Raw genomic sequence first — 25,278 nt, 5'->3', positions numbered from 1 at the left:
GTGAAACGCCTATGCGATTGCCTTGGAGTTCTTCCGGGCCTCGCGCCGCAGATAGGCCGCGAGGATGCCGAGCGCCGCCGGTGTCATGCCGTCGATCCGGCCGGCTTGGCCGACGGTGAACGGCCGGGCCTTCTCCAGCTTGGCCCGGACCTCGTTGGAGAGACCAGGGACCTGCTGGTAGTCGACCTCCGACAGCACCATCCCCTCGTCTCGCCTGAAGGCTTCAACGTCGGCACTCTGGCGCTCCAGATAGACGTCGTACTTCGCGTCGGTCTCAAGATGGGTGGCGATGACGGGATCGATGGCGGACAGCTCCGGCCAGATCGCGCGGATCTGGCTCCAGCCGATGTCCGGATAGGCCATCAGCTCGAAGGCCGACCGCCGCTGGCCATCCCGGTTCAGCGAAAGTCCGTGCTTGATCGCCTCGTTCGGGGTGATGGTCAGCGACTTCGAGAGCGTCCGGGCCGCGCTCAGGGCGCTCATCTTAGTGCGATGATGCCGGGTCCGGGCACTGCCGACACATCCGAGCGCGATGCCCTTCTCGGTCAGACGCTGATCGGCATTGTCCGCCCGCAGCGTCAGCCGGTATTCGGCCCTGGAGGTGAACATCCGATAGGGCTCGCTGATGCCGCGGGTGACGAGGTCGTCGATCATCACGCCGAGGTAGCCGTCGGCACGGTCGAATACCGTCAGTGCGGCACCGCTGGCGGAGAGCGCGGCGTTGAGGCCGGCTACGATGCCCTGCCCGGCGGCCTCTTCGTATCCGGTGGTGCCGTTGATCTGCCCGGCCAGGAACAAGCCACGCAGACGCTTGGTCTGCAGGGTCGGGTCAAGCTCGCGCGGATCGATGTGGTCGTATTCGATGGCGTAGCCCGGCCTTACCATCCTCACCCGCTCCAAGCCCGGAATGCTGGCGAGGATGGCGAGCTGGACCTCCTCCGGCAGCGAGGTCGAGATGCCGTTGGGATAGACGGTCGTATCGTCGAGCCCTTCCGGCTCCAGGAAGATCTGGTGGCCGTCGCGGTCGCCAAAGCGGACGATCTTGTCCTCGATGGAGGGGCAATAGCGCGGTCCGGAGCTCTTGATCTGGCCGGAATACATCGGGGAGCGATGCACATTGGCCCGGATCACCTCATGAGTCGCGGCCGTGGTCCGGGTGATCCCGCACTGGATCTGCGGTGTCGTGATCCGCTCCGTCATGACCGAGAACGGCTCCGGCGGCTCGTCGCCAGGCTGCATCTCAACCGCGGACCAGTCGATCGTGGTGCCGTCCAGGCGCGGCGGAGTCCCGGTCTTGAGGCGTCCGAGGGTGAATCCGGCGCGCTCGAAGGAGCTGGAAAGGCCCATCGCAGGCGCCTCGCCGACGCGACCGGCGGGCCAATTCTTCTCGCCGAGATGGATCAGACCACGCAAGAAGGTCCCGGTGGTGACGACGACCGCCCCTGCCCGCAGCTCCCGACCGTCCGCTAGGCGGAGCCCGGTCACCCGTCCCTCGACCACGATGAGCTCATCGGCCTCGCCTTCGATGACGGAGAGGCCCGCAGTGTCCCGGATCGCGGCCTGCATGGCGGCCGCATAGAGCTTTCGGTCCGCCTGGGCCCGAGGTCCCCGGACGGCGGGTCCCTTGCGGCGATTGAGGAGGCGAAATTGGATGCCTCCGGCATCCGCCACCCGGCCCATCAGACCATCAAGAGCGTCGACTTCGCGAACCAGATGACCTTTGCCAAGTCCGCCGATGGCCGGATTGCAGGACATCGCGCCGATGGTGGAGAAACGATGCGTCACCAGCCCCGTCGCCGCCCCCATCCGCGCAGCAGCAGCCGCGGCCTCACAGCCGGCGTGGCCGCCGCCAATCACGATGACGTCGAAACTCTCTCGCTCTGTTCGCATGGGCGGACTTCTATCCCAGAGCGGAAAAAGCCGGAAGTGGAAACTCGAAGAGGTGGTGTTCCACGTGAAACAACAGGGCTTGCGTTAAAGCGAATTCGCGAAAACAACCCCATGCACAGTAGGGAGCGTCTTGTCTCGGCTCCGTGTTTCACGTGAAACGAAATCGCAGACTTCCGGCCGACAAGGACGGTTGAATGCGTCTCACTAAGCCCACCGGAGGAGCCGATCAGATGCGAAACGGTCGCGTCGCACTCCTTTCATTGCGAGCGAAGCGAGGCAAATCCAGAATCCCTCCCCAGAGACAGTCTGGACTTGCTTCGCCGCAAGGGCTCCTCGCAATGACGAGATTGGAGCCGGCCAGCGACCCCTAATGCTCACTCCTCGTGAAGCGATATTTGGATCACGGAACCGGCCGATGATACTAGCGGAGCAATGGGGCTGCTGTTTCACGTGAAACAACCGGCCACAGGCGGCACGTTAGTCGGCAGGAACTCCAACTGTTTCACGTGAGACACAAGGAGGCGGAACAAGTGCTAGTTCTATAATGAAGAACTAGCACTACTTTCCGATACAGAATTTCTGAAAAATGGCCCCAAGGACGTCCTCGACGTCGACCCGACCCAACAGCCGACCCAGGGCGAAGGCGGCGGCACGCAGCTCTTCGGCCGCGAGCTCCTCGCCCTCTTCTACAAGCTCCAGACTCCGGCGCAAGCTGTCCGACGCTTGGCGCAGCAGATCGCGCTGGCGAGCCCGCGTCACCAAAGCACCCTCGCCCGTTCCGAAGAAGTCAGTGGCGAATTTCACGAGGGCATCGACCAGTTCCGGAATGCCGTCGCCGCGGCTTGCCGAGATCCCGAACTCACCTTGTGGCCTGACAGTCCCGTCCCGGCCCAGATCAATCTTGTTGCGGATGATCCAGACCGAACCGCCAGACCAAGCAACACCGTCGCCGGATTTCCAGAGCGACCGCATCGCCTCCGGGTCGACAGCCTGCCCGCCCTCGACCAGCCACAACACCAGGTCAGCGTCCTCGGCTCGCGCCCGCGCCCGGCGTACGCCTTCCTGCTCGACGGGATCATCGGTCTCACGGATGCCGGCGGTGTCGATGACAGTCACGGGATAACCGTCGAGATCGAGCTGCACCTCGATGACGTCGCGCGTGGTGCCGGCATGCGGCGAGACGATCGCGACCTCGCGGCGTGCGAGTTGATTCATCAGCGTCGATTTACCGACGTTGGGCTCTCCTGCAATCGCAACCACCAGGCCGTCGCGCAGGCGTTCAGAATGTCCCTGCGCCGCAAGTACTTTTGCGATTTCGTCGCGCAGCGCTTTGATCGCTTTCACCGCCTGCGCCCTCAGCTCCGCCGGCACATCGCCTTCATCGGAAAAATCGATGCCGGCCTCGATCAGCGCCGAGGCCTCGATGATGCGCTCACGCCAGTCGCGCGCGCGATCACCCAACAGGCCCCGCAACTGGCGCAGCGCCTGACGTCGCTGCCGGTCGGTGTCGGCGTGAATGAGATCGTCGAGGCCTTCGGCCTCGGTGAGGTCGAGCTTGCCATTCTCAAAAGCGCGCTGGGTGAACTCTCCGGGCTCGGCGACTCGAATATTCGGAATTACAGAAATAGCCAAGAAGAGCGCCGCCAGCACGGCTCGGCCGCCATGGACGTGAAATTCGGCGATGTCCTCGCCGGTCGCACTGGCTGGTCCCGGAAACCAGAGCACAACCGCGTCGTCGATCGGCTGGCCGGCGCCATCCCGGAGCAGCCGGCGGCTCGCCTGTCGCGGCGCCGGCAGCCTGCCCGCGAGCGTCGTCAGCACCAGTCCGGCTTGCGATCCAGACACCCGCACCACGGCGATCGCGCTCGGCGCCCGGCCGGACGACAACGCAAAAATGGTCTGGTCTTGCGGGTGCATGGCCTATTTGTCCGGCTCCCGACGAAAACGCAAACATCCGTTTCGGCCGCTTAGCGGCAGGATTTTGCTGTACCAAATCTCGCAGCAACGATCATATTGCATCGCAATATAGCCGCAGCGCCTTTTGTTGCAGAAGTGGCACCTCGCACGAAGGCTAGACCGAGCAAAATTCAAGTATTATTTGGAAATATCAATATATTAGAGGAAATCGAAGCGGGGCGGCTGCCGCCCCCCTTATGCTGCACCTTCGCCGCAGCAAAGCCGCACAACGAAAGGGCGCCCGAAGGCGCCCTGAATTATTATTGCAGTGCACTCAGGTATTCATGGACTCGAAGAACTCCGAATTGCTCTTGGTCGAGCGCAGCTTGTCGAGCAGGAAGTCGATTGCGTCCATCGTACCCATCGGATTGAGGATGCGGCGGAGCACATACATCTTCTTGAGCACCTGCGGATCGGTGATGAGTTCCTCCTTGCGGGTGCCGGAGCGAGAGATGTCGATCGCCGGGAAGGTGCGCTTGTCCGAGACCTTGCGGTCCAGGATCAGCTCCGAGTTACCGGTACCCTTGAACTCTTCGAAAATGACTTCGTCCATGCGGCTGCCGGTATCGACCAGCGCGGTCGCGATGATCGTCAGCGAGCCGCCCTCCTCGATGTTGCGGGCGGCGCCGAAGAAGCGTTTTGGCCGCTGGAGAGCGTTGGCGTCGACACCGCCGGTCAGCACCTTGCCGGATGACGGCACGACGGTGTTGTAGGCGCGGCCGAGGCGGGTGATCGAATCGAGCAGGATCACGACATCGCGGCCATGCTCGACCAGGCGCTTGGCTTTTTCGATCACCATCTCGGCGACCTGGACGTGGCGCACCGCCGGCTCGTCGAAGGTCGAGGAGACGACCTCGCCCTTCACCGAGCGCTGCATGTCCGTGACTTCTTCCGGACGCTCGTCGATCAGAAGCACGATCAGATAGCATTCGGGATGATTGTGCGTGATCGAATGCGCGATGTTCTGCATCAGCACGGTTTTACCGGTGCGCGGCGGCGCCACGATCAAGGCGCGCTGGCCCTTGCCGATGGGAGCAACGATGTCGATCACGCGCGCAGACAGGTCTTTCCGCGTCGGATCGTCGATTTCCATACGGAAGCGCTGGTTCGGAAACAGCGGCGTGAGGTTGTCGAAATTGACCTTGTGCTTGGCCTTTTCCGGGTCCTCGAAATTGAGCGTGTTGACCTTCAACAGCGCAAAATAGCGCTCGCCCTCTTTCGGGCTACGAATGTGGCCTTCGATGGTGTCACCGGTGCGCAGGCCGAAACGGCGGATCTGCGAGGGCGAAACGTAGATGTCGTCCGGGCCCGGCAGATAGTTCGCATCGGGCGAGCGGAGGAAGCCGAAGCCGTCGGAGAGCACTTCGACAACGCCCTCGCCGACGATGTCGGTCTCGGCGAGCGAGAGCTGCTTGAGGATGGCGAACAACAGCTCCTGCTTGCGCATGGTGCTGGCGTTCTCGACCCCGTTTTCTTCCGCGAACGAGACGAGCTCGGCCGGGGTTTTCGACTTGAGGTCCTGGAGTTTGATTTCCCGCATTGGGGTGGTCCTGTGGGGTAACCTGAAAAAGAGGGGGTGCGAGGAGGCTCTGAAATGCGGACGCGAGCAGGTGCAGGTAAGGTCCGCAGGTCTAGCAAGGTGAGTGCCGGTGAGGCTTCAAACCTGATGCGGTGTCCGGCCTCTGGAAAGCTCGGACACAACCACATCCGCCTGCGTTGGGTGGGATATCGATAATATAGAAAATCGGCCCCCGCTCCGCAAGCTGAAGCGCTGAGCTAATCGTCGTGTGGTTAGCCTAGAACGGCTTCATGATCACCATGATGACGATGAAAATCATCAGGACGGTCGGCACCTCATTGATAATCCGATAGAATTTCTGGCTACGGGGGCGCCGGTCGGCTGCGAAATCCTTGTACCAGCGGGAAAAAAATCCGTGGACCGCGGACAGCACCAGGACCAGTGCCAGTTTTACGTGCAGCCAGCCGAACGTGAACCAATGGCCGAACCAGGCGAGATAGAGCCCGGCGAGCCAAGTGACCATCATGGCGGGGTTGATGATCGCCTTGAGCAGCCGACGCTCCATGACCTTGAACGTCTCCGACTGCTTCGAGCCGATTTCGGCCTCGCAATGATAGACGAACAGCCGTGGCAAATAGAGCATGCCGGCCATCCAGGAGATGACCGCGATTACGTGCAGCGCCTTGATCCAGAGATAGACGTCTTCGAACATTTCGCGGTCCGGATTCCTGCCAGCTGAGAACGCTGGGGATAGTAAGAACTCGTTAAGGTCTTACCCCGCACACATATCCGTCCGTAGCGCCTTCCTCAAATCTAGAATCTTAGATTCTTAAGGTTTGAGTCTTTGTGACCGTGGATTGGACTCACGCAATTCCGTCCGCGAGTTCACGCGCGCTTGTTCACAGCCATCCACATATCCCGGATGGCCACTGACGATTTCCGATAAGTCAGTCGGCTTCAAAGGCTTGCGCGCGTCTATCGGCAGCTTATCAAGGGGGTTGTCCGCGCAATCCCGTTTCCGTCTCGGCGGGGTGCCGGACTTGTTCTGATGGGCAGCGGTGTGAAGAAAATCGGCACTTGTCCCGCCCCTGGTGTCGCACATCCCTTTCCGAGAGGTTAAGCTCCACAGAAATCCACAAACCGCCCCACCGAAATTCAAAGAGTTTTTGTGCCGACCTCGAACAATTATTTCCATCTGCACCTGGTCTCGGACTCCACGGGTGAGACGCTCATCACGGTGGCGCGCGCGGTCGCGGCCCAATACGCCAACGTGACGCCGGTCGAGCACGTCTATCCGCTGGTGCGCAGCCAGAAGCAGCTCGACCGCGTGCTCGACGAGATCGAGGAAGCGCCGGGAATCGTGCTGTTCACGCTGCTCGAGAAGGATCTGGTCGCGAGACTCGAAGACAAGTGCAAGGAGATCAACGTTCCGAGCCTGTCGATCATCGGTCCGGTGATGCAGCTGTTCGAAGCCTATCTTGGCGCTGCGACCACAGGCCGCGTCGGCGCTCAGCACGTCCTCAACGCGGAATATTTCAAGCGCATCGACGCCTTGAACTACACGATGATCCACGACGACGGCCAGCATGTCGAAGGTCTCGACGAGGCCGACGTGGTCCTGGTCGGCGTGTCCCGCACCTCGAAGACGCCGACATCGATCTATCTCGCCAATCGCGGCATCCGCACGGCCAACGTGCCGCTGGTTCCGGGCATTCCGGTGCCCTCGCAATTGGAGAAGCTGACGCGGCCGCTGGTTGTCAGCCTGCACGCGACGCCGGAACGCCTGATCCAGATCCGCCAGAACCGCCTGCTCTCCATGGGCGCCGAGTCTGGCAGCGACACCTATACCGACAAGCAGTCGGTCACCGAGGAGGTCGCGTTTGCGCGCAAGCTGAGCGCCAAGCATGACTGGCCGCTGCTGGACGTCACGCGCCGCTCGATCGAGGAAACCGCGGCGGCGATCATGAAGCTCTATAGTGATCGCCAGCGCAACCGGCCCTCGGAGTAGTTTCCGCCATGGCTCTGTGGCGCGGCACATCCCCCTTGATCCTGGCCTCGCAAAGCAGCGCGCGCAAAATGCTGCTGGCCAATGCCGGGCTCGAATTCGAGGCCGTGACGGCCGATATCGACGAGCGCGGCATCCAGGCGAGTTCCAATCTCAGCAATCCGCGCGAGATCGCTCTGCTCCTGGCCCGCGAAAAGGCCAAGGCGGTCTCTGCCGATCGTTCCGGAAGTCATGTGATCGGCGCCGACCAGACGCTGGCCCTCGGCAGCCGTCTCTTCAACAAGCCGGCCGGCCGCGCACAGGCTCTGGCGCAACTGCGCGATCTCTCCGGCAAGACGCACGAGCTGAATTCCGCGGTGGCCGTAGCGCGGGACGGCAAGATCGTTTTCGAGGATGTCTCGGTCGCCCGCATGACCATGCGGCCAATGAGCGAGGCTGAACTCTCGACTTATCTCGACGCTGCCGGCGATGCCGTCACGACCAGCGTCGGCGCCTATCAGCTCGAGGGCCTTGGTATCCACCTGTTCGAGCGCATCGAGGGCGACCATTTCACCATTCTCGGCCTGCCGTTGCTGCCGCTGCTTGCGTTCCTGCGGAGCGAACAGCTAATTGCGGTGTAGATGCTAGAGAAGGCTGGGCGTTGATGCGGATCCTCGGACTGACCGGCTCGATCGGGATGGGCAAATCCACCACTGCGAAGCTGTTCGCGGAGGCCGGTGTTCCCGTCTACGATGCCGACGCTGCCGTGCATCAGCTCTATGAGGGTGAAGCAGCCCCGGCGATCGAGGCGGCTTTCCCCGGCACCACCGTGAACGGCAAGGTCGACCGGCAAAAACTGTCGGCGCGCGTCGTGCACGATCCTGCCGCGATCAAGCAGCTCGAGCAGATCGTTCATCCGATGCTCGGCGCCTCCCGGCAGAAATTCTTTGCTGACGCCGAGGCCGTCAAGGCGCCGGTGGTCGTGCTGGACATTCCGCTGCTGTTCGAGACCGGCGGCGAGAAGCGGGTCGACGCCGTCGTCGTGGTCTCGACCTCACCCGAACTTCAGCGCCAGCGGGTGCTGGAGCGCGGCACGATGGACGAGGCCAAGCTCGACGCCATCATCGCCAAGCAGACGCCAGATGCCGAGAAGCGCAAGCGAGCCGATTTCGTGGTGGATACCTCACACGGACTTGACCCGGTGCGCGCCCAAATCAAGCACATCCTGGCCGAGGTCGTTAAGATGCCGCAGCGGCGAGCCTGATTCGCCCGTCTCACACGGCTTCTTGAAGACATGCGCGAAATCGTCCTCGACACCGAAACCACCGGCCTCGATCCGCTCCGCGGCGACCGACTGGTCGAAATCGGCTGCGTCGAAATCTTCAACCGCATGCCGACGGGACAGAGCTTTCACGTCTACATCAACCCCGAACGGGACATGCCGGCGGAAGCGTTCGCCGTGCACGGACTGTCGTCCGAATTCCTGGCGACGAAGCCATTGTTCCACGAGATCGCCGACGAGTTTCTGGCTTTCATCGGCGACGCGCCGCTGGTGATCCACAACGCCTCATTCGACATCGGCTTCATCAATGCCGAGCTCGACCGCATCAAGCGCGCTGCGATCCCGCGCGAGCGGCTGGTGGATACGCTGCTGCTGGCGCGTCGCAAGCATCCCGGCGTGTCCAACCGGCTCGACGATCTCTGCTCGCGTTACGCGATCGACAATTCACACCGCACCAAGCACGGCGCGCTGCTGGACGCCGAGCTGCTGGCTGAGGTCTATGTCGATTTGGTCGGGGCGCGGCAGTCGCAGCTGCTGCTGGCTTCGGACGCCCAGGAGATTCGCGTCAGTGTGGCCGGCGATGCGCCGCGGCGGCAGCGCTTGGAGCCGCTTGCGCCGCGGATTTCGGAGGCCGAGCGCGAGGCCCATCGGGCCTTCATCGCAACGATGGGCGACAAGGCGATCTGGAACGAGTACTTGCCCGCTCCAGCCGCCGTGGCGGCCGCTCAGGCCTGACCGGCTTGCCCCTGAGCGGCCATTTGCCGCTCCATGTTCTGGCGATAGAGACCGACGAAGTCGACCGGATCCAGCATCAGCGGCGGGAACCCACCGTCGCGCACGGCCGTTGCGATGATCTCGCGGGCGAACGGGAACAGCAAACGCGGGCACTCGATCATGACCAGCGGATGCAGGTTCTCCTTGGGCACATTGGCGATGCGGAACACGCCGGCATAGGCGAGCTCGAACGAGAACATCACCTTGCTCGCGGCCTCGGCCTTGCCCTCGACCGACAACGTCACCTCGAATTCCTGTTCGCTGAGGTTGTTGGCGCTGACGTTGATCTGGATGTTGATCTGCGGCGGCTGGCTCTGCTGCTGCAGCGAGCTCGGCGCGTTCGGATTTTCGAACGAGAGGTCCTTGGTATATTGCGCCAGCACGTTAAGCTGGGGAGCCTGGGCCGCCTCGGGAGGGGTGCCGTTACCGTTGGTCATGAAAGTCTCTCCTTACCCGATTTGGGCTGAATTTCGCGGCGGTTGGCTAACATAGGGCCGCCTCGTTCCACAAGGACGAACGGTCCCGGATCGGGAATTCGGGCCGCGCCCGGAGCTTTGACATTCATCCTGCCTTTTCCGCGAAATTGCGCCTTAAACGATTGAAGATGCGCGATTTCCGGGCAGGATCGGGTTTCCCCTTAAGCATAAAACGCGCTACACTTGGTGCTGTGCCAAAAGGCGCCATTGGCCGGGCAAGATTTCGTGCCTACATCCCGAGGACCTGATGTGGATCCAAAATGGTGATGTAGACTTGCCGTTTCCGCAAGGAACGGTCTACTGGCCGGATTGATTTTCCCGGCAACGACCCCTGAAAAGACCAGAAAGCGAATACGACGTGGACATCTACACCATCATATTCCTGGCGCTGGCAGTCTTCATCTTCCTGAGACTGCGTAGCGTGCTGGGGCAGCGCACGGGCAACGAGCGGCCGCCGTTCGATCGCACCGCCGCCCGCAATGCGCTGGGGGGTGCTCAGGACAACAACGTCGTGACCATGCCGGGCAAGGTGATCGACCAGGCCCCGCTGGCGCCGACGGCCGAGCCGACCGCGCCCTCCGATCGCTGGAAGGAGCTGGCAGAACCGGGCACTGCGCTGGCGCAGGGCCTCGACGCTATCGTCGAGAAGGATTCTAGCTTCGACCCGCGGCATTTCCTCTCGGGCGCCCGCGGCGCCTACGAGATGATCGTGCTGGCCTTCGCCAATGGCGACCGCCGCGCGCTGCGCGACCTGTTGTCGTCGGAGGTCTATGAGAGCTTCGACGCCGCGATCAGGGAACGCGAGAAGAACGAGCAGAAGACCGAGACGCGGTTCGTCTCGATCGACAAGGCCGAGCTCGTCGGCGCCGAGCTGCGCGACCGCACTGCCCAGCTCACCGTGCGCTTCGTTTCGCAGATGATCTCGGCCACCCGCGACAAGGCCGGCAACATCGTCGACGGCAGCGCCGACACGGTCGCCGACATTACCGATATCTGGACTTTCGCCCGCGACATCTCCTCTCGCGATCCGAACTGGAAGCTGGTTGGCACCGGAAGCGCGAATTAAGACTTTCCTGAAGATCGGCGCGACGGCGCTTTGCGCAGGTGCCGTCGTGCTGTCGTCGTTTTCGCTCGGCGCCGAGGCGGCGCGGCGCCACCATCGCAACCATCACCGTCATCTGCCGCAAGTGCCTGCCGCTCCGCCGCGGGCCTTGCCCTATCCGCAGCTCTCGCTGCCGCTCGAAATTCCCGGCGCGCAATATCTGCCGCTGGCCTGGGCGGACGTAAAGGGTTGGGGCGACGACAATCATCTCGCCGCCTACAAGACCTTCCGCGCCAGCTGCCGGTCGATCAATGCGCAGAACGGCGCGGCCGAACCCAAGGCTTTGGGTGCCTCGCTGGGCGAGCCTTGCCGGGCTGCCAAAACGCTCGATCTCACCGACGATGCCAAAGCGAAGACTTTCTTCGAGGAGAATTTCGCGCCGCTGCGGATCTCGCGCCTCGGCGAGCCCGACGGTTTTGTCACCGGCTATTACGAGCCGGTGCTGGAGGGATCGCGCACGCAGACCGACGTCTACAACGTGCCGGTCTATCGCCGTCCCTCGAACCTGTTCGTGCGCGGCTACAAGCAGGATTCGATCAGCCTGCCCAACAAGGGCCCGGTATATCGCAAGATCGGCCGCCGCAAGCTGGTGCCCTATTACGACCGCGGCGAGATCGAGGACGGCAAGATCGCCGGCCGCGGGCTGGAGATCGCCTGGCTGAAGGACCCGACCGATCTGTTGTTCGCCCAGATCCAGGGCTCGGCGCGGATCAAGTTCGAGGACGGCAGCACGGTTCGGCTCAATTACGACGCCTATAACGGCTACCCCTACACGGCCGTCGGTCGCATCCTGATCGAGCGCGGCATCATCCCGAAAGAGGAGATGTCGATGCAGAAGATCAGGGAGTGGATGGCGCAGAACCCCGACGGCGCCAAGGAGCTGCGCCGCCAGAATCGCGCCTACATCTTCTTCCGCGAGGTCAACCTCTCCGACAAGGATGAGGCGGTGGGCGCGCAGGGCATTCCGCTGACCGCGGGACGCTCGATCGCGGTCGACAAATCGCTGCATGTCTACGGCACGCCGTTCTTCATCGAGGGCGAGCTGCCGATCGAATCCGAACGCGCCAAGACGCCGTTCCATCGGCTGATGATTGCGCAGGACACCGGTTCGGCCATCATCGGGCCCGCGCGCGCCGATCTGTTTTTCGGCGCGGGCCAGGAGGCAGGCCGTATCTCCGGGCGGCTGCGCCACCCCATGCATTTCGTGATGCTGGTGCCGAAGAGCCTCGATCCCGCCCCACGCGCCGCGAAGCTGCCGATACCGGACCCCAGGCCCTCGGAGAAGATCGCAAAACTGTTTCCGCAAACCGACCCGGCGAAGACGGGCACGCCTTCCGCCGCCGCGGCGCAAGGCAAGAACGAAACGGTTGCCATCGCCGGCCCCGTTCCGCTACCGGTGCCGCGTCCCGCGATCGAGCCTGCCTCTGAACCGCGTCGACCGGTGAAGAATCGTCCTCATCGACAGCAATGAAACGATCGTCCCGTCCGCCCGTGCTGGAGTCCCGCCCCTCGCCGCGCCGCCGCGCGCTGAGCGAGGAGGAGCGCGAGCTGTGGGATATGGTCTCAAGACAGGTCAAGCCGCTGCTCAAGCATCGCGTGCCAAAGGCGCATATCGCGCCGCGCGCTGAGTCGACACCCGCGGGTCCTGCCATGCGATCCGCGTCATCGCCGCGGCCCGTTCCCGCTGCGACGTCGCCGCGCGTGACGAAGCCGACCGTTCCGCCCCTGGCGCCGCTCGGCAAGCGCGAGCGGACAAAGCTCTCGCGCGGCCGCAGCGAGATCGAGGCGCGGCTCGATCTGCACGGCATGACCCAGACGCGCGCCCATCGCGCGCTGGCCGGTTTCCTGCACCGCGCCCACCAGGACGGCCTGACCTTCGTGCTCATCATCACCGGCAAGGGCCGCAGCGGTGGCGAGAGCGGCGTGCTCCGCCGCCAGGTGCCGGAATGGCTGAGCCTGCCCGAATTCCGTGCCTTCGTCGTCGGATTCGAGACCGCGCATATCGGCCACGGCGGCGAGGGCGCGCTGTATGTGCGGATCAGGCGAGCGAGAGGTTAGCAGTCTCGACGCATGCGGCTTCTCTTGCCTCTCCCGCTTGCGGGAGAGGGTTCTCTCCTCTTGGGGGTTCTCGATCGCAGAGAAAGCCCTCTCCCCAGCCCTCCCCCGCAAGCGGGGGAGGGAGCGCACCTCCGATGCGGCCCAGGCAGTGCTCTAAAACGGCCGGATAATTCCGACGCGCGGGATCAGTGTGAGGACTAGTCCGAAGATACTCGTCTTCCGATCCTCCGCCGGGATCAGCGCAGCGTCGTGCTTAGCCGGCAGCATCTTCACCGCATGCAGGATCAGGAACATGCACACCGCCCAGTTCGAGATCCAGCGCGAATAGTCGAACACCATCGCGAACATCACGAGATAAGCGAGGCTGATGCCGATCAGCGCCGCGACCATGAGGCGGCGGTGCATCTCGCTCGCGAGAGCGCCGATCAGGTTCGCAAGATAGCGCCACAGCGGCGTATGCAGCCAGATCAAGAGTGCGAACACGGGCACGCCGAGGATGTTGTGTGGCAGGCGGCCCCAGGTGTCGGCAACCTCCTTCGCCAGCGGCTGGTACCAGATGTAGGCGAATTGCAAGAGGTCAGTGCGCGATGGATCGGCCATCCGGCTCTTCAGATACCCGACGAAATCCGCTTCGGGGATCGGCATCGTTCCCAGAAATTGCGCCGCAAAGAACAATGCGGAGACGGCGGCGAGGGCGACGCTACCGAAAGCAATGTTGGTGCGATTGTAGCCATGGGTCAGGTAGTGCCTGATCACGACGATGGTGATGATCGTCGGTACATACATTAAGAGATGAATGTGATGGATCAGCACGAGAATGATCGAGAACAGCGCGGCCGTGGCAACGAACAGCAACGAACCCGCCGGCATCAGCAAGAGGACGATCGCCAGCGCGCAGCCATAAATGTCGAAATGGCCGAGCGTGTGCATGAAGTTCTTCAGGAAGAACGGCGAGCCTGCGGTGAAGACGAACAGCGGCAGCGTCTTCGCGTTGAAACCGAACGTCTTCTGGAACAGTTTTGCGTACAGCCCCAGCGTCGCCAGCCACGTCACGCCGCCGAGCGCGAACACCAGCCATACCGGTACCTTGTTCGTGAACAGCGCGACAATCGCCCCGATCAGCGCGCGCTTGATGAAGCCGAAGTGGTAGTCGACGAGGAGATGGATATAGGGAACGTAAGGCGGCAGCTGGATCTTGTGGATGAAGACGCCGGCGATGATCGCGGCGTTGATCGCGAGCAGGAGCCGCCAGGGATTTTGCAGGATGCGTACGGTCACGCCGCATCAATAGCGTGACCGCCCCAAATTACAAAATGAACCGGCTCAGATCCGCGTTCTTGGCGAGGTCGCCGATGTGCTTTTGCACGTAATCCGCGTCGAGCCGGATGGTCTCGCCGTTGCGATCCGGGGCGGTGAAGGAGATCTCGTCCAGCACCCGCTCCATCACGGTCTGCAGCCGCCGCGCGCCGATGTTCTCGACGGTGGAATTGACGGCCACCGCAATGTCGGCCAGCGCATCGATGGCGCTGTCGGTGACGTCGAGCGTCACGCCCTCGGTCTGCATCAGGGCGACATATTGCTTGATCAGCGAGGCCTCGGGCTCGGTCAGGATGCGGCGCATGTCGTCGCGGGTCAGGGCCTGCAATTCGACGCGGATCGGCAGGCGGCCCTGCAATTCCGGCAACAGGTCGGACGGCTTGGCGACGTGGAAGGCTCCGGAGGCGATGAACAGGATGTGGTCGGTCTTCACTGCGCCGTGCTTGGTCGAGACCGTGGTGCCTTCGATCAGCGGCAGGAGATCGCGCTGCACGCCCTCGCGCGAGACGTCGCCGCCGACGCGGCCTTCGCGGGCGCAGATCTTGTCGATCTCGTCCAGGAACACGATGCCGTTGTTCTCGACCGCGCTGATCGCTTCCAGCGTCAGCTGCTCGGTGTCCAAGAGCTTGTCGGATTCCTCGTTGACGAGGATCTCGTGCGAGCCTTCCACCGTCAGCCGCCGCGTCTTGCTGCGGCCCCCGAGCTTGCCGAAAATGTCGCCGATCGAGATCGCGCCCATCTGCGCGCCCGGCATGCCCGGGATCTCGAACATTGGCAGGCCGCCGCCGGACGACTGCGTCTCGATCTCGATTTCCTTGTCGTTGAGCTCGCCGGCGCGCAGCTTCTTGCGGAACGATTCCCGCGTCGCCGAACTGGAATTGGCGCCGACCAGTGCGTCGAGCACGCGCTCCTCGGCGGCGAGCTGGGCGCGCGCCTGCACGTCCTTGCGCTTCCTCTCGCGCACCTGCGCGATCGCAACCTCGACGAGATCGCGCACGATCTGCTCGACGTCGCGGCCGACATAGCCGACTTCGGTGAACTTTGTGGCTTCCACCTTCAGGAACGGCGCATTGGCAAGCTTGGCGAGCCGCCGCGCGATTTCAGTCTTGCCGACGCCGGTGGGGCCGATCATCAAGATGTTCTTCGGCAGCACCTCTTCGCGCAAGGAGCCTTCGAGCTGTTGCCGGCGCCAGCGGTTGCGCAGCGCGATCGAGACGGCGCGCTTGGCGTCGCCCTGGCCGACGATGAAACGGTCGAGTTCGGAAACGATTTCGCGGGGGGAGAAGTCTGTCATGTCTGCTTAGCTAGGGCGGGAGGCGGCCAAGGACAAGCCGCATTTTAGGTCAGATGATCGGCGGGCCAGATTGCCATTGTTTCACGGCCTCGAGCGGACGGATCAGCATCAGGATATTGAGCGTCAGATTGTCGCGAATGTGGAGCGCCAGCATGATTTCGAAGGCAAGCCCGAGCAGCACGGTCGCGGTGACAGGTAGCATGCGAGCGGCAAGGAACCCCAGGATCATGGCCAGATTGTCCGAGACCGAATTGACGACGCTATCGCCGTAGTAATCCAGCGAGATCGTGCCCGCGCGGTAGCGCTCGATGATGAAGGGCGAGTTCTCGACGATCTCCCAGGCGCCTTCGATCAGCATGGCGATGATCAGCCGCGCCGGCCAGGACAAAGGCAGGAGCGGCAGCTGTGCGAACAGCAGCCAGGTCAAGCCGTAGAACAGGAAGCCGTGCAGCACGTGCGAAAAGCTGTACCAGTCGGCGATCTGCTGCGAATTCTCCGAGCTGTTCACCACGCCGTGCCAGAGCTTGATGGTGCCGCAGGTGCAGATCGGGACCCGCCCCATCGCAAGCAGGATCGAAGCCTGCAGCGCCAGCAGCAACAGCGCGAGGCCGACCCAGGCGAGCGGTGCGACCGCGACCTTGCTCTCGCTCGTCTGCACCAGCGTCACGGTTCGCGAACCATCAGCAGCGCCGGACCGTCCGGCGTCTCGACCATGCGGTCGCGGATGAATCCTGCCCTCTCGTAAGCGCGTATCGCGCGCAGGTTCAGCGGGTCCGGATCGGTGACTATGCGCGGCAGACCATGTCGAAAACGTTCATCAACGAATTGGCGGATGAACGCCGAGCCGTGGCCGCGCGCGATCATGTCCCCGTCGCCGATGAACTGGTCGATGCCACGCGTGCCCTCCGGTTGCGGCCCGAAGCCCGTATTCCAGGCGGTCAGGCGGTAGCACTGAAGATAGCCGAATGGCTTGTCGCCGGCCAACACGATGAACTGGTCCATCGCGGGCTCATCGAGATCGCCGCTGACCAGTGCAAACTGCTCATCCGGATCGCCCCACCATTCCCGCACATGGGTTTCGCCCAGCCAGCACCGGATCAGCGGCAAATCGGCCGCGCTCATCGGGCAGAAGGTGTAAGCGGTTGCCATCTGTGTCGGTTCTGGCCGTGCTGCGCTCCCTCTCCCGCAAGCGGGAGAGGTGCACCGAGCGTGCGGATAGTTCGAGTCCGCCAAAAGAATTTCCTTGCCCTAGCCGCTCGCCAGGCTCTCGATGGTCACATTCCGGTTGGTGTAGACGCAGATGTCGGCGGCAATGTCGAGGGAGCGGCGGACGATGGTCTCGGCGTCCTTGTCGGTGTCGAGCAGGGCCCGCGCCGCCGCCAGCGCGTAATTGCCGCCGGAGCCGATCGCCATCACCCCGGCCTCGGGCTCGAGCACGTCGCCGGTGCCTGTCAGCACCAGGGAGACGTCCTTGTCGGCCACGATCATCATGGCCTCCAGGCGCCGCAGATAGCGGTCAGTGCGCCAGTCCTTGGCGAGCTCCACGGCCGCTCGGGTCAGCTGCCCCGGATATTGCTCGAGCTTGGATTCCAGCCGCTCGAACAGCGTGAAGGCGTCGGCGGTGGCGCCAGCGAAGCCGCCGATCACGTCGCCCTTGCCGAGCTTGCGGACCTTCTTGGCGTTCGACTTGATCACGGTCTGGCCGATCGAGACCTGGCCGTCACCGCCGACCACCACCTTGCCGCCCTTACGGACTGTCAAAATCGTGGTGCCGTGCCAGTGAGGTGAGCTGTTCGGGGAGTCCTGCATGAAATACCTCGTTGTTCGGGCTGATTTAGGCGGTCAGAGCTGAGGGCACAACGGGGCCGCTCCGGGCCCAATTTCGCTCACCATAGGCAGAAGTAGAGCCCCGGCCGGCCGTTCCCGCAGTAGCGAAGGCGTCATTTGGCTGTTAAAAGACCGCCGTTTTCGGCCTGAACCCTAGCGAAAGCTTTCAATGCGCACCGCGACGATCAAGCGCAAGACCAAGGAAACCGACATCGAGGTCTCCGTGAACCTCGATGGCACCGGCGTGGCCAATATCGCGACCGGCATCGGCTTTTTCGACCATATGCTCGATCTCCTCGCCCGCCATTCCCGCATCGACCTCACGGTCAAGGCGGTGGGCGATCTGCACATTGATTATCACCATACCACCGAAGACACCGGCATTGCGCTTGGCCAGGCGGTCAAGCAGGCGCTCGGCAACATGGCGGGCATCACCCGCTATGCCGGCGTGCACATGCCCATGGACGAGACGCTGACACGCGTGGTCATCGACATCTCGGGCCGCCCGTTCCTGGTGTTCAAGGCCGATTTCCCGCGCGACAAGATCGGTGAGTTCGACACCGAGCTGGTGCGCGAGTGGTTCCAGGCCTTCGCCATCAACGCCGGCGTGACTCTCCACGTCGAGACCCTATATGGCGATAACAGCCATCATATCGCCGAGTCCTGCTTCAAGGGTCTGGCGCGGGCGCTGCGCACCGCCGTTGCGATCGATCCGAAGGCCGCGGGTGAAATCCCGTCCACCAAGGGCTCGCTCGGCGGCTGACATCTCCGTCTCGCGGCCAACGCCGCCGGCGGCATCACTGAATTTAGCGAACGGGGCATCACCATGCCTGTCTACACAGTTCACGCTCCCTCCCCCGGCGGAGCCGATCTGCGCGCGATCGACAAGGTCGTCTTCGTGCGCGACGGCTTCCATTTCTGGGCGATGATCTTCGGCCCGTTCTGGCTGCTGTGGAATCGGCTGTGGCTGGTGCTGATCGGCTGGCTGATCTTCATGGCGGCATTCCATGCCGGCCTCTCCAGCCTGAGTCTCGGCCGCAGCTCGATCTTCTTTGCCGATATCATTATCGCGCTGCTGACGGGCCTCGAGGCCTCCAGCCTGCGGCGCTGGACGCTGTCGCGCGGCAAGTGGCGGCAGCTCGACATCGTCGTCGCCGACGACCGGGACACGGCTGAGCGTCGTTTCTTCGAGCGCTGGAGCCAGAAGCTGCACGGCATCGTCAACGATCAATGGGCCGTCGATCGCGGTGGCCCGCCGCCGACCCGGGGCGTGCCGGGTCAGCAATTCTCGAACCCGCCGCCGCTTCCGGCCGGCGGCATCATTGGATTGTTTCCAGAACCGGGAGGGTCAAGATGAGCGTCGCCATCATCGATTACGGTTCCGGCAATCTGCATTCCGCCGCCAAGGCGTTCGAACGCGCCGCGCGCAGCCTCGAGGATCCGCAAAAGGTCTTCGTCACCAGCGATCCCGACCAGGCCTATAGCGCCGACCGCCTGGTGCTCCCGGGCGTCGGCGCCTTCGCCGATTGCCGGCGCGGGCTCGACGCCGTCAACGGCATGGTCGAGGCGATCACCGAATCCGTCCGCGTCAAGGCGCGGCCGTTCTTCGGCATCTGCGTCGGCATGCAATTGATGGCGAGCCGCGGCAAGGAGCACGTCATCACCGAAGGTCTGAACTGGATCGGCGGCGACGTCGAGAAGATCACGCCGCGCGATGAAAGTCTGAAGATCCCGCACATGGGCTGGAATACGCTCGAGGTGCTCAGGGAGCATCCGGTGCTGAGCAAGCTGCCGCTCGGCCCCAAAGGCCAGCACGCTTATTTTGTGCACTCCTACCACCTCAACGCCGCCAATGAGGCGGACGTGCTCGCGCGCGCTGATTACGGCGGGCCTGTCACCGCGATCGTCGCGAAGGACACCGCCATCGGTACGCAGTTTCACCCCGAGAAGAGCCAGCGTTTTGGTTTGGCCCTGATCTCGAACTTTTTGCGATGGAAGCCGTGATCCTCTTTCCTGCCATCGACCTCAAGAACGGCCAATGCGTGCGCCTCGAGCAAGGCGACATGGCGCGCGCGACCGTTTTCAATCTCAATCCCGCAGCCCAGGCGCAGAGCTTTGCCGAGCAGGGCTTTGAGTATCTCCACGTCGTCGACCTCGACGGTGCCTTCGCCGGCAAGCCGGTGAACGCGCAAGCCGTCGAGGCGATGCTGAAGACGATCAAGATCCCGGTGCAGCTCGGCGGCGGCATCCGCGATCTCGCCACCGTCGAGGCTTGGCTCGACAAGGGCATCAGCCGCGTCATCATCGGCACCGCCGCGGTGCGCGATCCCGAGCTGGTGAAATCTGCTGCGAAGAAATTCCCCGGCCGCGTGGCCGTCGGGCTCGATGCCCGCGACGGCAAGGTCGCGGTCGAAGGCTGGGCCGAGACCTCGCAGGTGACCGTGCTCGACATCGCCAAGCGTTTCGAGGATGCCGGGGTCGCCGCCATCATCTTCACCGACATCGCGCGTGACGGCTTGCTCAAGGGCCTGAACCTCGACGCGACCGTCGCGCTGGCCGATGCCATCTCGATCCCCGTGATCGCCTCCGGTGGTCTCGCCTCGATCGAGGACGTCAGAGCGATGCTGACGCCGCGCGCCAGGAAGCTCGCCGGCGCGATCGCCGGCCGTGCGCTCTATGACGGCCGGCTCGATCCCGCCGCCGCCCTCACCTTGATCCGCAACGCGCGCGCATAGGAGCTGACCCATGTTCAAGGTGCGCGTGATCCCCTGCCTCGACGTCAAGGACGGCCGCGTCGTCAAGGGCGTCAACTTCGTCGATCTGCGCGATGCCGGTGATCCCGTCGAGGCCGCGATCGCCTATGACGCGGCCGGCGCCGACGAGCTCACCTTCCTCGACATCACCGCGACCCATGAGAACCGCGGCATCATGCTGGACGTGGTCCGGCGCACGGCGGAGGCCTGCTTCATGCCTGTCACCGTCGGTGGCGGCGTGCGCGAGGTCAACGACATCAAGACGCTGCTGCGCGCTGGCGCCGACAAGGTCTCGATCAACAGCGCCGCGGTGGCGCGGCGGGAGTTCGTCAAGGAAGCCGCCGAAAAATTCGGCGAACAGTGCGTGGTGGTTGCGATTGATGCCAAGCGCGTCAAGCGCCCAGGTGGCGACCGCTGGGAGATCTTCACTCATGGCGGCCGCAACTCCACCGGCATCGATGCCATCGAATATGCCCAGGAAGTGGTCGCGCTCGGCGCCGGTGAAATCCTGCTCACCTCGATGGACCGCGACGGCACCAGGCAAGGTTTCGACATTCCGCTGACCCGCGCGATCGCCGACAGCGTTCCCGTTCCCGTGATCGCCTCGGGCGGCGTCGGCAATCTCGACCATCTCGTCGACGGTATCCGCGACGGGCACGCCACCGCCGTGCTGGCTGCCTCGATCTTCCATTTCGGGGAATTCACCATTCGCGAAGCCAAGGAGCACATGGCGCGGCGCGGGCTGCCGATGCGCCTGGATGCCTGACGACTCCGGTTCATAACAATGCTACATTGGCGGACGGGAATGGCCGTCCGCGGCCAAACGTATTGCCAAGCGTGTTTCTGAGTAAGTCCGATGCCGCGTTTCACGATCCATGATCTGGCCGAGACCATCGACGCCCGCGCGGCTTCGGGCGGCGAAGCGTCCTATACCCGCAAGCTCCTCGACAAGGGCGCCGAGCATTGCGCCAAGAAGTTCGGCGAGGAAGCAGTCGAAACCGTAATCGCTGCAGTCGAAAACGATCGCGCGCATCTGATCGCCGAGAGTGCCGACCTGCTCTATCATTTCCTTGTCTTGCTCAAGGCCCGCGGCGTAAAGCTGGAGGAGGTCGAAGCCGCGCTGGACAAGCGGACGAACATGTCAGGATTGGAAGAGAAGGCGTCGCGCAAGGGCGGCTAGGCAAGGGCGAATAGATCGCAACGGGAAGACGACGTCATGGACATCCGCGCACCCGAGCAGCAGTATAATCCGTACCGCGTCTATACGCGCGAGCAGTGGGCGCGCCTGCGCGACGATACGCCGATGACGCTGGAGCCGGGCGAGTTCGACCGGCTGCGCTCGCTGCACGATCGCCTCGACCTGCAGGAGGTCGAGGACATTTATCTTCCGCTGTCGCGCCTGTTGTCGATCTACGTCGATGCGACGCAGCGGCTGTATTACGCGGAACGCCAGTTCCTCAACATCCGCGATCGCAAGGTGCCCTATATCATCGGCGTTGCCGGCTCGGTGGCGGTCGGGAAATCCACCACGGCACGTGTGCTCCAGGCGCTGCTGGCGCGCTGGTCGCCGCGGCCGAAGGTCGAGCTGATCACCACTGACGGATTTCTCTACCCGAAGGCCCTGCTCGAACAACAGGGCATCCTGCAGAAGAAGGGTTTTCCGGAGAGCTACGATCTGCCGCTGCTGCTGAGCTTCCTCTCCGATATCAAGTCCGGCCGCCGCCATGTGCGTTCGCCTGTCTATTCGCATCTGACCTATGACATCGTGCCGAATGAATGGGCCGAGATCGATCAGCCCGATATCCTGATCGTCGAGGGTGTCAACGTGCTGCAAACCGGCAAGCTGCCGCGCGACGGCAAGGCGGTCCCGGTGGTTTCCGACTTCTTCGATTTCTCGGTCTATATCGACGCCGACGAAGCGGCGCTGCGGCAATGGTACATCAAGCGCTTCCTGGCGCTGCGCGACACCGCATTCACCGATCCAAAGTCCTATTTCCACCGCTACGCGCTGTTGTCGGACGAGGAAGCCACGGCTACTGCCACTGCGATCTGGGAGCGCACCAACCTCGCCAATCTCGAAGACAACATTTTGCCGACGCGACCCCGTGCGACGCTCATCCTGAAGAAGGGTGCCGATCATGCGGTGGAGAGTGTGGCGCTCAGGCGGCTGTAAGCGCGCCGGTGGTCGTGGCCTTAGGCGAATTTTCACGCTGAGGGTCTTTTGTTGCAGACCAACGAGGGGTATTCGGTTATGGCCTTCGAAAACGCGAGGGGCCATGGTTGATCGTCTCAGAAGCGCCGCGGAGCAGCTGGAAGCACCGATCTGCCCGGACTGCCATATCGAGATGAAGTGGTTCCGCTCGGAACTGCTCGCAGAGGAGCCGACCCCGATCATCGCGCATCTCTTCGTGTGCCCGCATTGCAAGCGCGCGGCAAAGACGGAAACCATATTCAAGAGCACTTCGGGGCCGCCGGATAAGCTCTCCGCGCCGCGCTTTGTTGCTCACGCTGCCTAGACCATGACGCCGTTGGGTTCGGCGAACCGAGCCCTGCGCAGGCATCGATTCAAGCAAAGCTCATTCCGCCTAGTCAGGCGGGGCCGCCGGCTCGATCTGAATGCCGGCGGCGCGCGGCTCACTTGCCAGGCTTGGCGGTCCAATCCGCAGGCCTGATGCGCCCCGCGAAAGATCAGGTTCCCGTGAAATGCGAGACTGCCAGATGCCGCGCGGTCGCCAGCCCAGCCAGCGCCTCTTCCAGTTTTTCGCGGTCGAGCGGTTTGATGAGAAACCCGTTCATGCCCGCCTCGAAGCAGGCATAGCGATCCTCCACCAGCGTGTTGGCGGTGAGCGCCAGGATCGGCGTGTGGTGCCTGCCCGTGGCGGCCTCTTGCGCGCGGATGCGCTTCGTCGCCTCGATGCCGTCGAGCTGCGGCATCTGGATGTCCATCAGCACGAGATCGTAGGGCGTGCCGGCGGATGAGGCGGCAAGCCAGGATTCCAGCGCGGCCTCGCCATGGCCGGCGATGACGACGCGATGGCCGAGTTTTGTTAGCAGCGAGCGCATCAATAGTGCGTTAATCTCATTGTCTTCGGCGACGAGGATCGACAGGCCTTTTGCCGGTGCTGTGCCGGTGGATGCAGCCGCCGGCTCCGGCGCGAGATCGGGGGAAGCGACCTCCGGCGTCAGGGCCAGGCGCGCGGCGAGCGAGGCCGCGCGCAGAGGCTTCACCAGAAAGCCCGTGAAGGCCGGCGACAGCTTCTCGTGCCGCGAGCTCGACGTCAGCAGCACGAGACGCTGCAATGCATGCGCGCGGGCGGCATCACCCAGATGGTCGGCAACGGCAGGACCCATGGCACGATCGATCAGCACTGCGTGCCATGAGCGTTCCGGCAGCAATGCTTCGGCGACGGCCGCGTCCGCAACCATGCAGATCTGGCCGCCCCAGCGCTCGAGGCGCCGCGCGATCAGCGAGGCCTCGATGCCGTCGGCGACAAGGAGCATCGACTTGCCGGTGAGATCGGGACTCGGAAATTGCGTCTGTCCGGCGCCGGCTTGCGACGGCGGAAGCGGCACCGCGACCTCGAAAGTTGAGCCCTTGCCCGGCTCGCTCGTGAGCGTGATCCGGCCGCCCATGCGCTTGACGATGCGTTCGCTGATGGCAAGGCCGAGCCCGGTGCCGCCATAGGTGCGGGCGACCCGCTCGTCGGCCTGCTCGAACTCGCGGAAGATGCGCTGCTGTGCTTCGGCTGCAATGCCGATGCCGGTATCGCGGACCAGGAAGCTGATCTCGTTCGGCCAGATGCCGGGCTCCACGATCAGCGCGACGCCGCCGTTGCTTGTGAACTTGATGGCGTTGCCGGCGAGGTTGAGCAGCACCTGGCGCAGCCGCGCGGCGTCGCCGACCACTTCGAGCGGCAGGCGCTCGTCGACATAGGCGGCGATCTCGAGCGCCTTCGCCTGCGCGCGCGGCGCGAGCAGCTCGGTGATCTCCTCGATCAGGGTGGAGAGCGCGAAGGGACGCTGATCGAGGTCGAGCTTGCCGGCCTCGATCTTGGAATAGTCGAGCAGTTCCTCGATCAGCGCCATCAAGGCTTCGCCCGAGGTTTTCACCGCCCTGGCATAGGTTGCCTGCTCCGGCGTCAGCGTGGTGTCGAGCAACAGGCCGCCCATGCCGATGATGCCGTTCAGCGGCGTGCGGATCTCGTGCGAGGCCATCGCGAGGAAGCGCGATTTGGCGCGGTTGGCGGCATCGGCCTGATCGCGCGCGTCGGAGAGGGCGCGTTCGGTCTCGGTGCGATCGGTGACGTCGCGGCCCACGCTCTGCAATTCGGCGGGCTGTCCGGCATCGACGCGGACATAGCCTTCGCGCCAGGCGATCCAGCGCGCGCCGAGCGGGGTTGCGATCCTCTGGTCGTGGATGCGCGTGCCGTTGCTCTCGCGGGCGCTGTCGCCTTGCTCCAGCACGTCGAAGTCGAAGCGCGTGCCGACCAGCGCGCTGCGCGTCTGTCCTGCGAGTGCGCAATAGGCCTCGTTGGCAAAGGTGATGCGGCCGCTTGTGTCGCGCAGCACGATGAGGTCGCCCTGCTGCTCGAATAGGCTGCGGGCGCGTTCTTCCGCTTCCTTCAGCTCCCAATTGCGGTCGATCAGCGCTTCGTTGTGGGCGGCGAGCGTCCGCAGCCGCTTGTTGACGAAACGCAGGCGCATGCTCAGCGTCGCAAGGCCGAGGCAGGCGAGCGCGAACAGGAAGCTCGCGCCGATCGCAAAGGCATGCGGATCATAGCCGGAATTCTCGGCCCGGCTGCCGGTCACGAAACCATAGGCGCCACCGAAGGTCGCCGAGAAGATCATGAAAGAGCGGATCGCGAAGGCTACCCTGGGATGCTGCCGCCTGAAGCGGCGCATGCGCACCTTGATCCGGAACGTCCGACCCATCGCCACCGACCCTTGCCTGAAACCCCGCTGCCGCGTGCGACGATGGCCCGCCGACCTTGCGAACAGCTTGAGGCTTTGGCGCTCCCTCCAAACAGGGTTGACGGAATCTTAACG

At 63.7% G+C, this 25,278-nt stretch carries 26 protein-coding genes; 15 read left to right on the top strand and 11 right to left on the bottom strand.

Annotated elements, in window-relative coordinates; all coding sequences use genetic code 11:
• Positions 1 to 9 precede the first annotated feature (9 nt).
• The 4 genes from mnmG to hemJ form a co-directional block, all read right to left on the bottom strand.
• On the bottom strand, positions 10 to 1,890 hold the full coding sequence (gene mnmG / locus P6U29_RS00990; protein ID WP_407115920.1) for a tRNA uridine-5-carboxymethylaminomethyl(34) synthesis enzyme MnmG: 1,881 nt from the start codon (positions 1,888 to 1,890) through the stop codon (positions 10 to 12).
• Positions 1,891 to 2,448: 558 nt separating this feature from the next.
• On the bottom strand, positions 2,449 to 3,807 hold the full coding sequence (gene mnmE, locus P6U29_RS00985; RefSeq protein ID WP_407115919.1) for a tRNA uridine-5-carboxymethylaminomethyl(34) synthesis GTPase MnmE: 1,359 nt from the start codon (positions 3,805 to 3,807) through the stop codon (positions 2,449 to 2,451).
• 313 nt (positions 3,808 to 4,120) lie between these two features.
• The gene (gene rho / locus P6U29_RS00980; RefSeq protein ID WP_061023673.1) at positions 4,121 to 5,386 is read right to left on the bottom strand and encodes a transcription termination factor Rho; all 1,266 of its coding nucleotides are present in this window, start codon (positions 5,384 to 5,386) and stop codon (positions 4,121 to 4,123) included.
• 256 nt (positions 5,387 to 5,642) lie between these two features.
• Positions 5,643 to 6,077: a protoporphyrinogen oxidase HemJ gene (gene hemJ, locus P6U29_RS00975; RefSeq protein WP_407115918.1), complete on the bottom strand. Its 435-nt coding sequence runs from the start codon at positions 6,075 to 6,077 to the stop codon at positions 5,643 to 5,645.
• A gap of 456 nt (positions 6,078 to 6,533) precedes the next feature.
• Here hemJ and P6U29_RS00970 point away from each other — a divergent pair, with 456 nt between their 5' ends.
• From P6U29_RS00970 to dnaQ, 4 genes are read left to right on the top strand one after another with little or no spacing between them, the layout of a single operon-like run.
• Complete coding sequence (locus P6U29_RS00970; RefSeq protein WP_407115917.1) at positions 6,534 to 7,373, top strand: pyruvate, water dikinase regulatory protein; 840 nt, start codon at positions 6,534 to 6,536, stop codon at positions 7,371 to 7,373.
• Between the two features lie 8 nt (positions 7,374 to 7,381).
• Positions 7,382 to 7,990 carry a Maf family nucleotide pyrophosphatase gene (locus P6U29_RS00965; RefSeq protein ID WP_407115916.1) on the top strand — a complete coding sequence of 203 codons (609 nt, stop codon included), beginning with the start codon at positions 7,382 to 7,384 and terminating at the stop codon, positions 7,988 to 7,990.
• Between the two features lie 23 nt (positions 7,991 to 8,013).
• The gene (gene coaE / locus P6U29_RS00960; RefSeq protein ID WP_407119573.1) at positions 8,014 to 8,613 is read left to right on the top strand and encodes a dephospho-CoA kinase; all 600 of its coding nucleotides are present in this window, start codon (positions 8,014 to 8,016) and stop codon (positions 8,611 to 8,613) included.
• A gap of 30 nt (positions 8,614 to 8,643) precedes the next feature.
• Positions 8,644 to 9,366 (top strand): DNA polymerase III subunit epsilon, encoded by a 723-nt coding sequence (dnaQ, locus tag P6U29_RS00955; RefSeq protein WP_407115915.1) that lies wholly within the window; start codon positions 8,644 to 8,646, stop codon positions 9,364 to 9,366.
• Here the strand turns inward: dnaQ and secB are convergent.
• On the bottom strand, positions 9,357 to 9,842 hold the full coding sequence (gene secB, locus P6U29_RS00950) for a protein-export chaperone SecB (RefSeq protein WP_091882589.1): 486 nt from the start codon (positions 9,840 to 9,842) through the stop codon (positions 9,357 to 9,359). The two genes, dnaQ and secB, sit on opposite strands and share 10 nt — an antisense overlap.
• A 397-nt stretch (positions 9,843 to 10,239) precedes the next feature.
• Between secB and P6U29_RS00945 the strand changes: the two genes are divergently transcribed.
• Genes P6U29_RS00945 through P6U29_RS00935 form a run of 3 tightly spaced genes read left to right on the top strand, consistent with a single transcriptional unit; the run spans position 10,240 to position 13,041 of the window.
• Positions 10,240 to 10,947: a Tim44/TimA family putative adaptor protein gene (locus P6U29_RS00945; RefSeq protein ID WP_407115914.1), complete on the top strand. Its 708-nt coding sequence runs from the start codon at positions 10,240 to 10,242 to the stop codon at positions 10,945 to 10,947.
• On the top strand, positions 10,925 to 12,454 hold the full coding sequence (locus tag P6U29_RS00940; protein ID WP_407115913.1) for a murein transglycosylase A: 1,530 nt from the start codon (positions 10,925 to 10,927) through the stop codon (positions 12,452 to 12,454). The genes P6U29_RS00945 and P6U29_RS00940 overlap by 23 nt, the downstream gene beginning before the upstream one ends.
• Positions 12,451 to 13,041 carry a Smr/MutS family protein gene (locus P6U29_RS00935; protein ID WP_407115912.1) on the top strand — a complete coding sequence of 197 codons (591 nt, stop codon included), beginning with the start codon at positions 12,451 to 12,453 and terminating at the stop codon, positions 13,039 to 13,041. The genes P6U29_RS00940 and P6U29_RS00935 overlap by 4 nt, the downstream gene beginning before the upstream one ends.
• A 153-nt stretch (positions 13,042 to 13,194) precedes the next feature.
• Here the strand turns inward: P6U29_RS00935 and P6U29_RS00930 are convergent, their stop codons facing one another.
• The 5 genes from P6U29_RS00930 to hslV form a co-directional block, all read right to left on the bottom strand.
• Positions 13,195 to 14,319 carry a hypothetical protein gene (locus P6U29_RS00930; RefSeq protein WP_407115911.1) on the bottom strand — a complete coding sequence of 375 codons (1,125 nt, stop codon included), beginning with the start codon at positions 14,317 to 14,319 and terminating at the stop codon, positions 13,195 to 13,197.
• A 28-nt stretch (positions 14,320 to 14,347) separates the two neighbouring features.
• The gene (hslU, locus tag P6U29_RS00925) at positions 14,348 to 15,652 is read right to left on the bottom strand and encodes an ATP-dependent protease ATPase subunit HslU (RefSeq protein ID WP_407115910.1); all 1,305 of its coding nucleotides are present in this window, start codon (positions 15,650 to 15,652) and stop codon (positions 14,348 to 14,350) included.
• Positions 15,653 to 15,701: 49 nt separating this feature from the next.
• On the bottom strand, positions 15,702 to 16,319 hold the full coding sequence (locus P6U29_RS00920; protein WP_407115909.1) for a DUF2585 domain-containing protein: 618 nt from the start codon (positions 16,317 to 16,319) through the stop codon (positions 15,702 to 15,704).
• On the bottom strand, positions 16,316 to 16,801 hold the full coding sequence (locus P6U29_RS00915) for a GNAT family N-acetyltransferase (protein ID WP_407115908.1): 486 nt from the start codon (positions 16,799 to 16,801) through the stop codon (positions 16,316 to 16,318). Before P6U29_RS00915 ends, P6U29_RS00920 begins: the two co-directional genes overlap by 4 nt.
• Positions 16,802 to 16,900: 99 nt before the next feature.
• Positions 16,901 to 17,461: an ATP-dependent protease subunit HslV gene (gene hslV, locus P6U29_RS00910; protein ID WP_407115907.1), complete on the bottom strand. Its 561-nt coding sequence runs from the start codon at positions 17,459 to 17,461 to the stop codon at positions 16,901 to 16,903.
• A gap of 187 nt (positions 17,462 to 17,648) precedes the next feature.
• Between hslV and hisB the strand changes: the two genes are divergently transcribed.
• The 8 genes from hisB to P6U29_RS00870 all read left to right on the top strand — a co-directional run bounded on the left by hisB (position 17,649) and on the right by P6U29_RS00870 (position 22,748).
• Complete coding sequence (hisB, locus tag P6U29_RS00905; RefSeq protein WP_128963223.1) at positions 17,649 to 18,242, top strand: imidazoleglycerol-phosphate dehydratase HisB; 594 nt, start codon at positions 17,649 to 17,651, stop codon at positions 18,240 to 18,242.
• Between the two features lie 63 nt (positions 18,243 to 18,305).
• Positions 18,306 to 18,836, top strand: coding sequence for a DUF2628 domain-containing protein (locus P6U29_RS00900; RefSeq protein ID WP_407115906.1), 531 nt, complete (start codon positions 18,306 to 18,308; stop codon positions 18,834 to 18,836).
• Positions 18,833 to 19,483 carry an imidazole glycerol phosphate synthase subunit HisH gene (gene hisH / locus P6U29_RS00895; RefSeq protein ID WP_407115905.1) on the top strand — a complete coding sequence of 217 codons (651 nt, stop codon included), beginning with the start codon at positions 18,833 to 18,835 and terminating at the stop codon, positions 19,481 to 19,483. Before P6U29_RS00900 ends, hisH begins: the two co-directional genes overlap by 4 nt.
• A complete protein-coding gene (gene hisA, locus P6U29_RS00890; RefSeq protein WP_407115904.1) occupies positions 19,480 to 20,214 on the top strand; it encodes a 1-(5-phosphoribosyl)-5-[(5-phosphoribosylamino)methylideneamino]imidazole-4-carboxamide isomerase in 735 nt (244 codons plus the stop codon). Before hisH ends, hisA begins: the two co-directional genes overlap by 4 nt.
• Before the next feature lie 10 nt (positions 20,215 to 20,224).
• Entirely contained in the window at positions 20,225 to 20,998 is a 774-nt protein-coding gene (gene hisF / locus P6U29_RS00885) for an imidazole glycerol phosphate synthase subunit HisF (RefSeq protein ID WP_100233257.1), read from the top strand.
• A gap of 90 nt (positions 20,999 to 21,088) precedes the next feature.
• Complete coding sequence (locus P6U29_RS00880) at positions 21,089 to 21,412, top strand: phosphoribosyl-ATP diphosphatase (RefSeq protein WP_027577145.1); 324 nt, start codon at positions 21,089 to 21,091, stop codon at positions 21,410 to 21,412.
• 36 nt (positions 21,413 to 21,448) lie between these two features.
• Positions 21,449 to 22,405, top strand: a complete 957-nt coding sequence (gene coaA, locus P6U29_RS00875) for a type I pantothenate kinase (protein ID WP_407115903.1) — start codon at positions 21,449 to 21,451, stop codon at positions 22,403 to 22,405.
• Positions 22,406 to 22,508: 103 nt separating this feature from the next.
• Positions 22,509 to 22,748 carry a hypothetical protein gene (locus P6U29_RS00870; RefSeq protein ID WP_407115902.1) on the top strand — a complete coding sequence of 80 codons (240 nt, stop codon included), beginning with the start codon at positions 22,509 to 22,511 and terminating at the stop codon, positions 22,746 to 22,748.
• Between the two features lie 172 nt (positions 22,749 to 22,920).
• Here P6U29_RS00870 and P6U29_RS00865 read toward each other — a convergent pair whose 3' ends face one another.
• On the bottom strand, positions 22,921 to 25,164 hold the full coding sequence (locus P6U29_RS00865; RefSeq protein ID WP_407115901.1) for an ATP-binding protein: 2,244 nt from the start codon (positions 25,162 to 25,164) through the stop codon (positions 22,921 to 22,923).
• Positions 25,165 to 25,278: the final 114 nt, after the last annotated feature.

The sequence above is a fragment of the Bradyrhizobium sp. LMG 9283 genome (assembly GCF_045571415.1).
In the GTDB taxonomy this organism is placed as follows: domain Bacteria; phylum Pseudomonadota; class Alphaproteobacteria; order Rhizobiales; family Xanthobacteraceae; genus Bradyrhizobium.
This window is presented reverse-complemented; position numbering and strand designations above follow the sequence as displayed.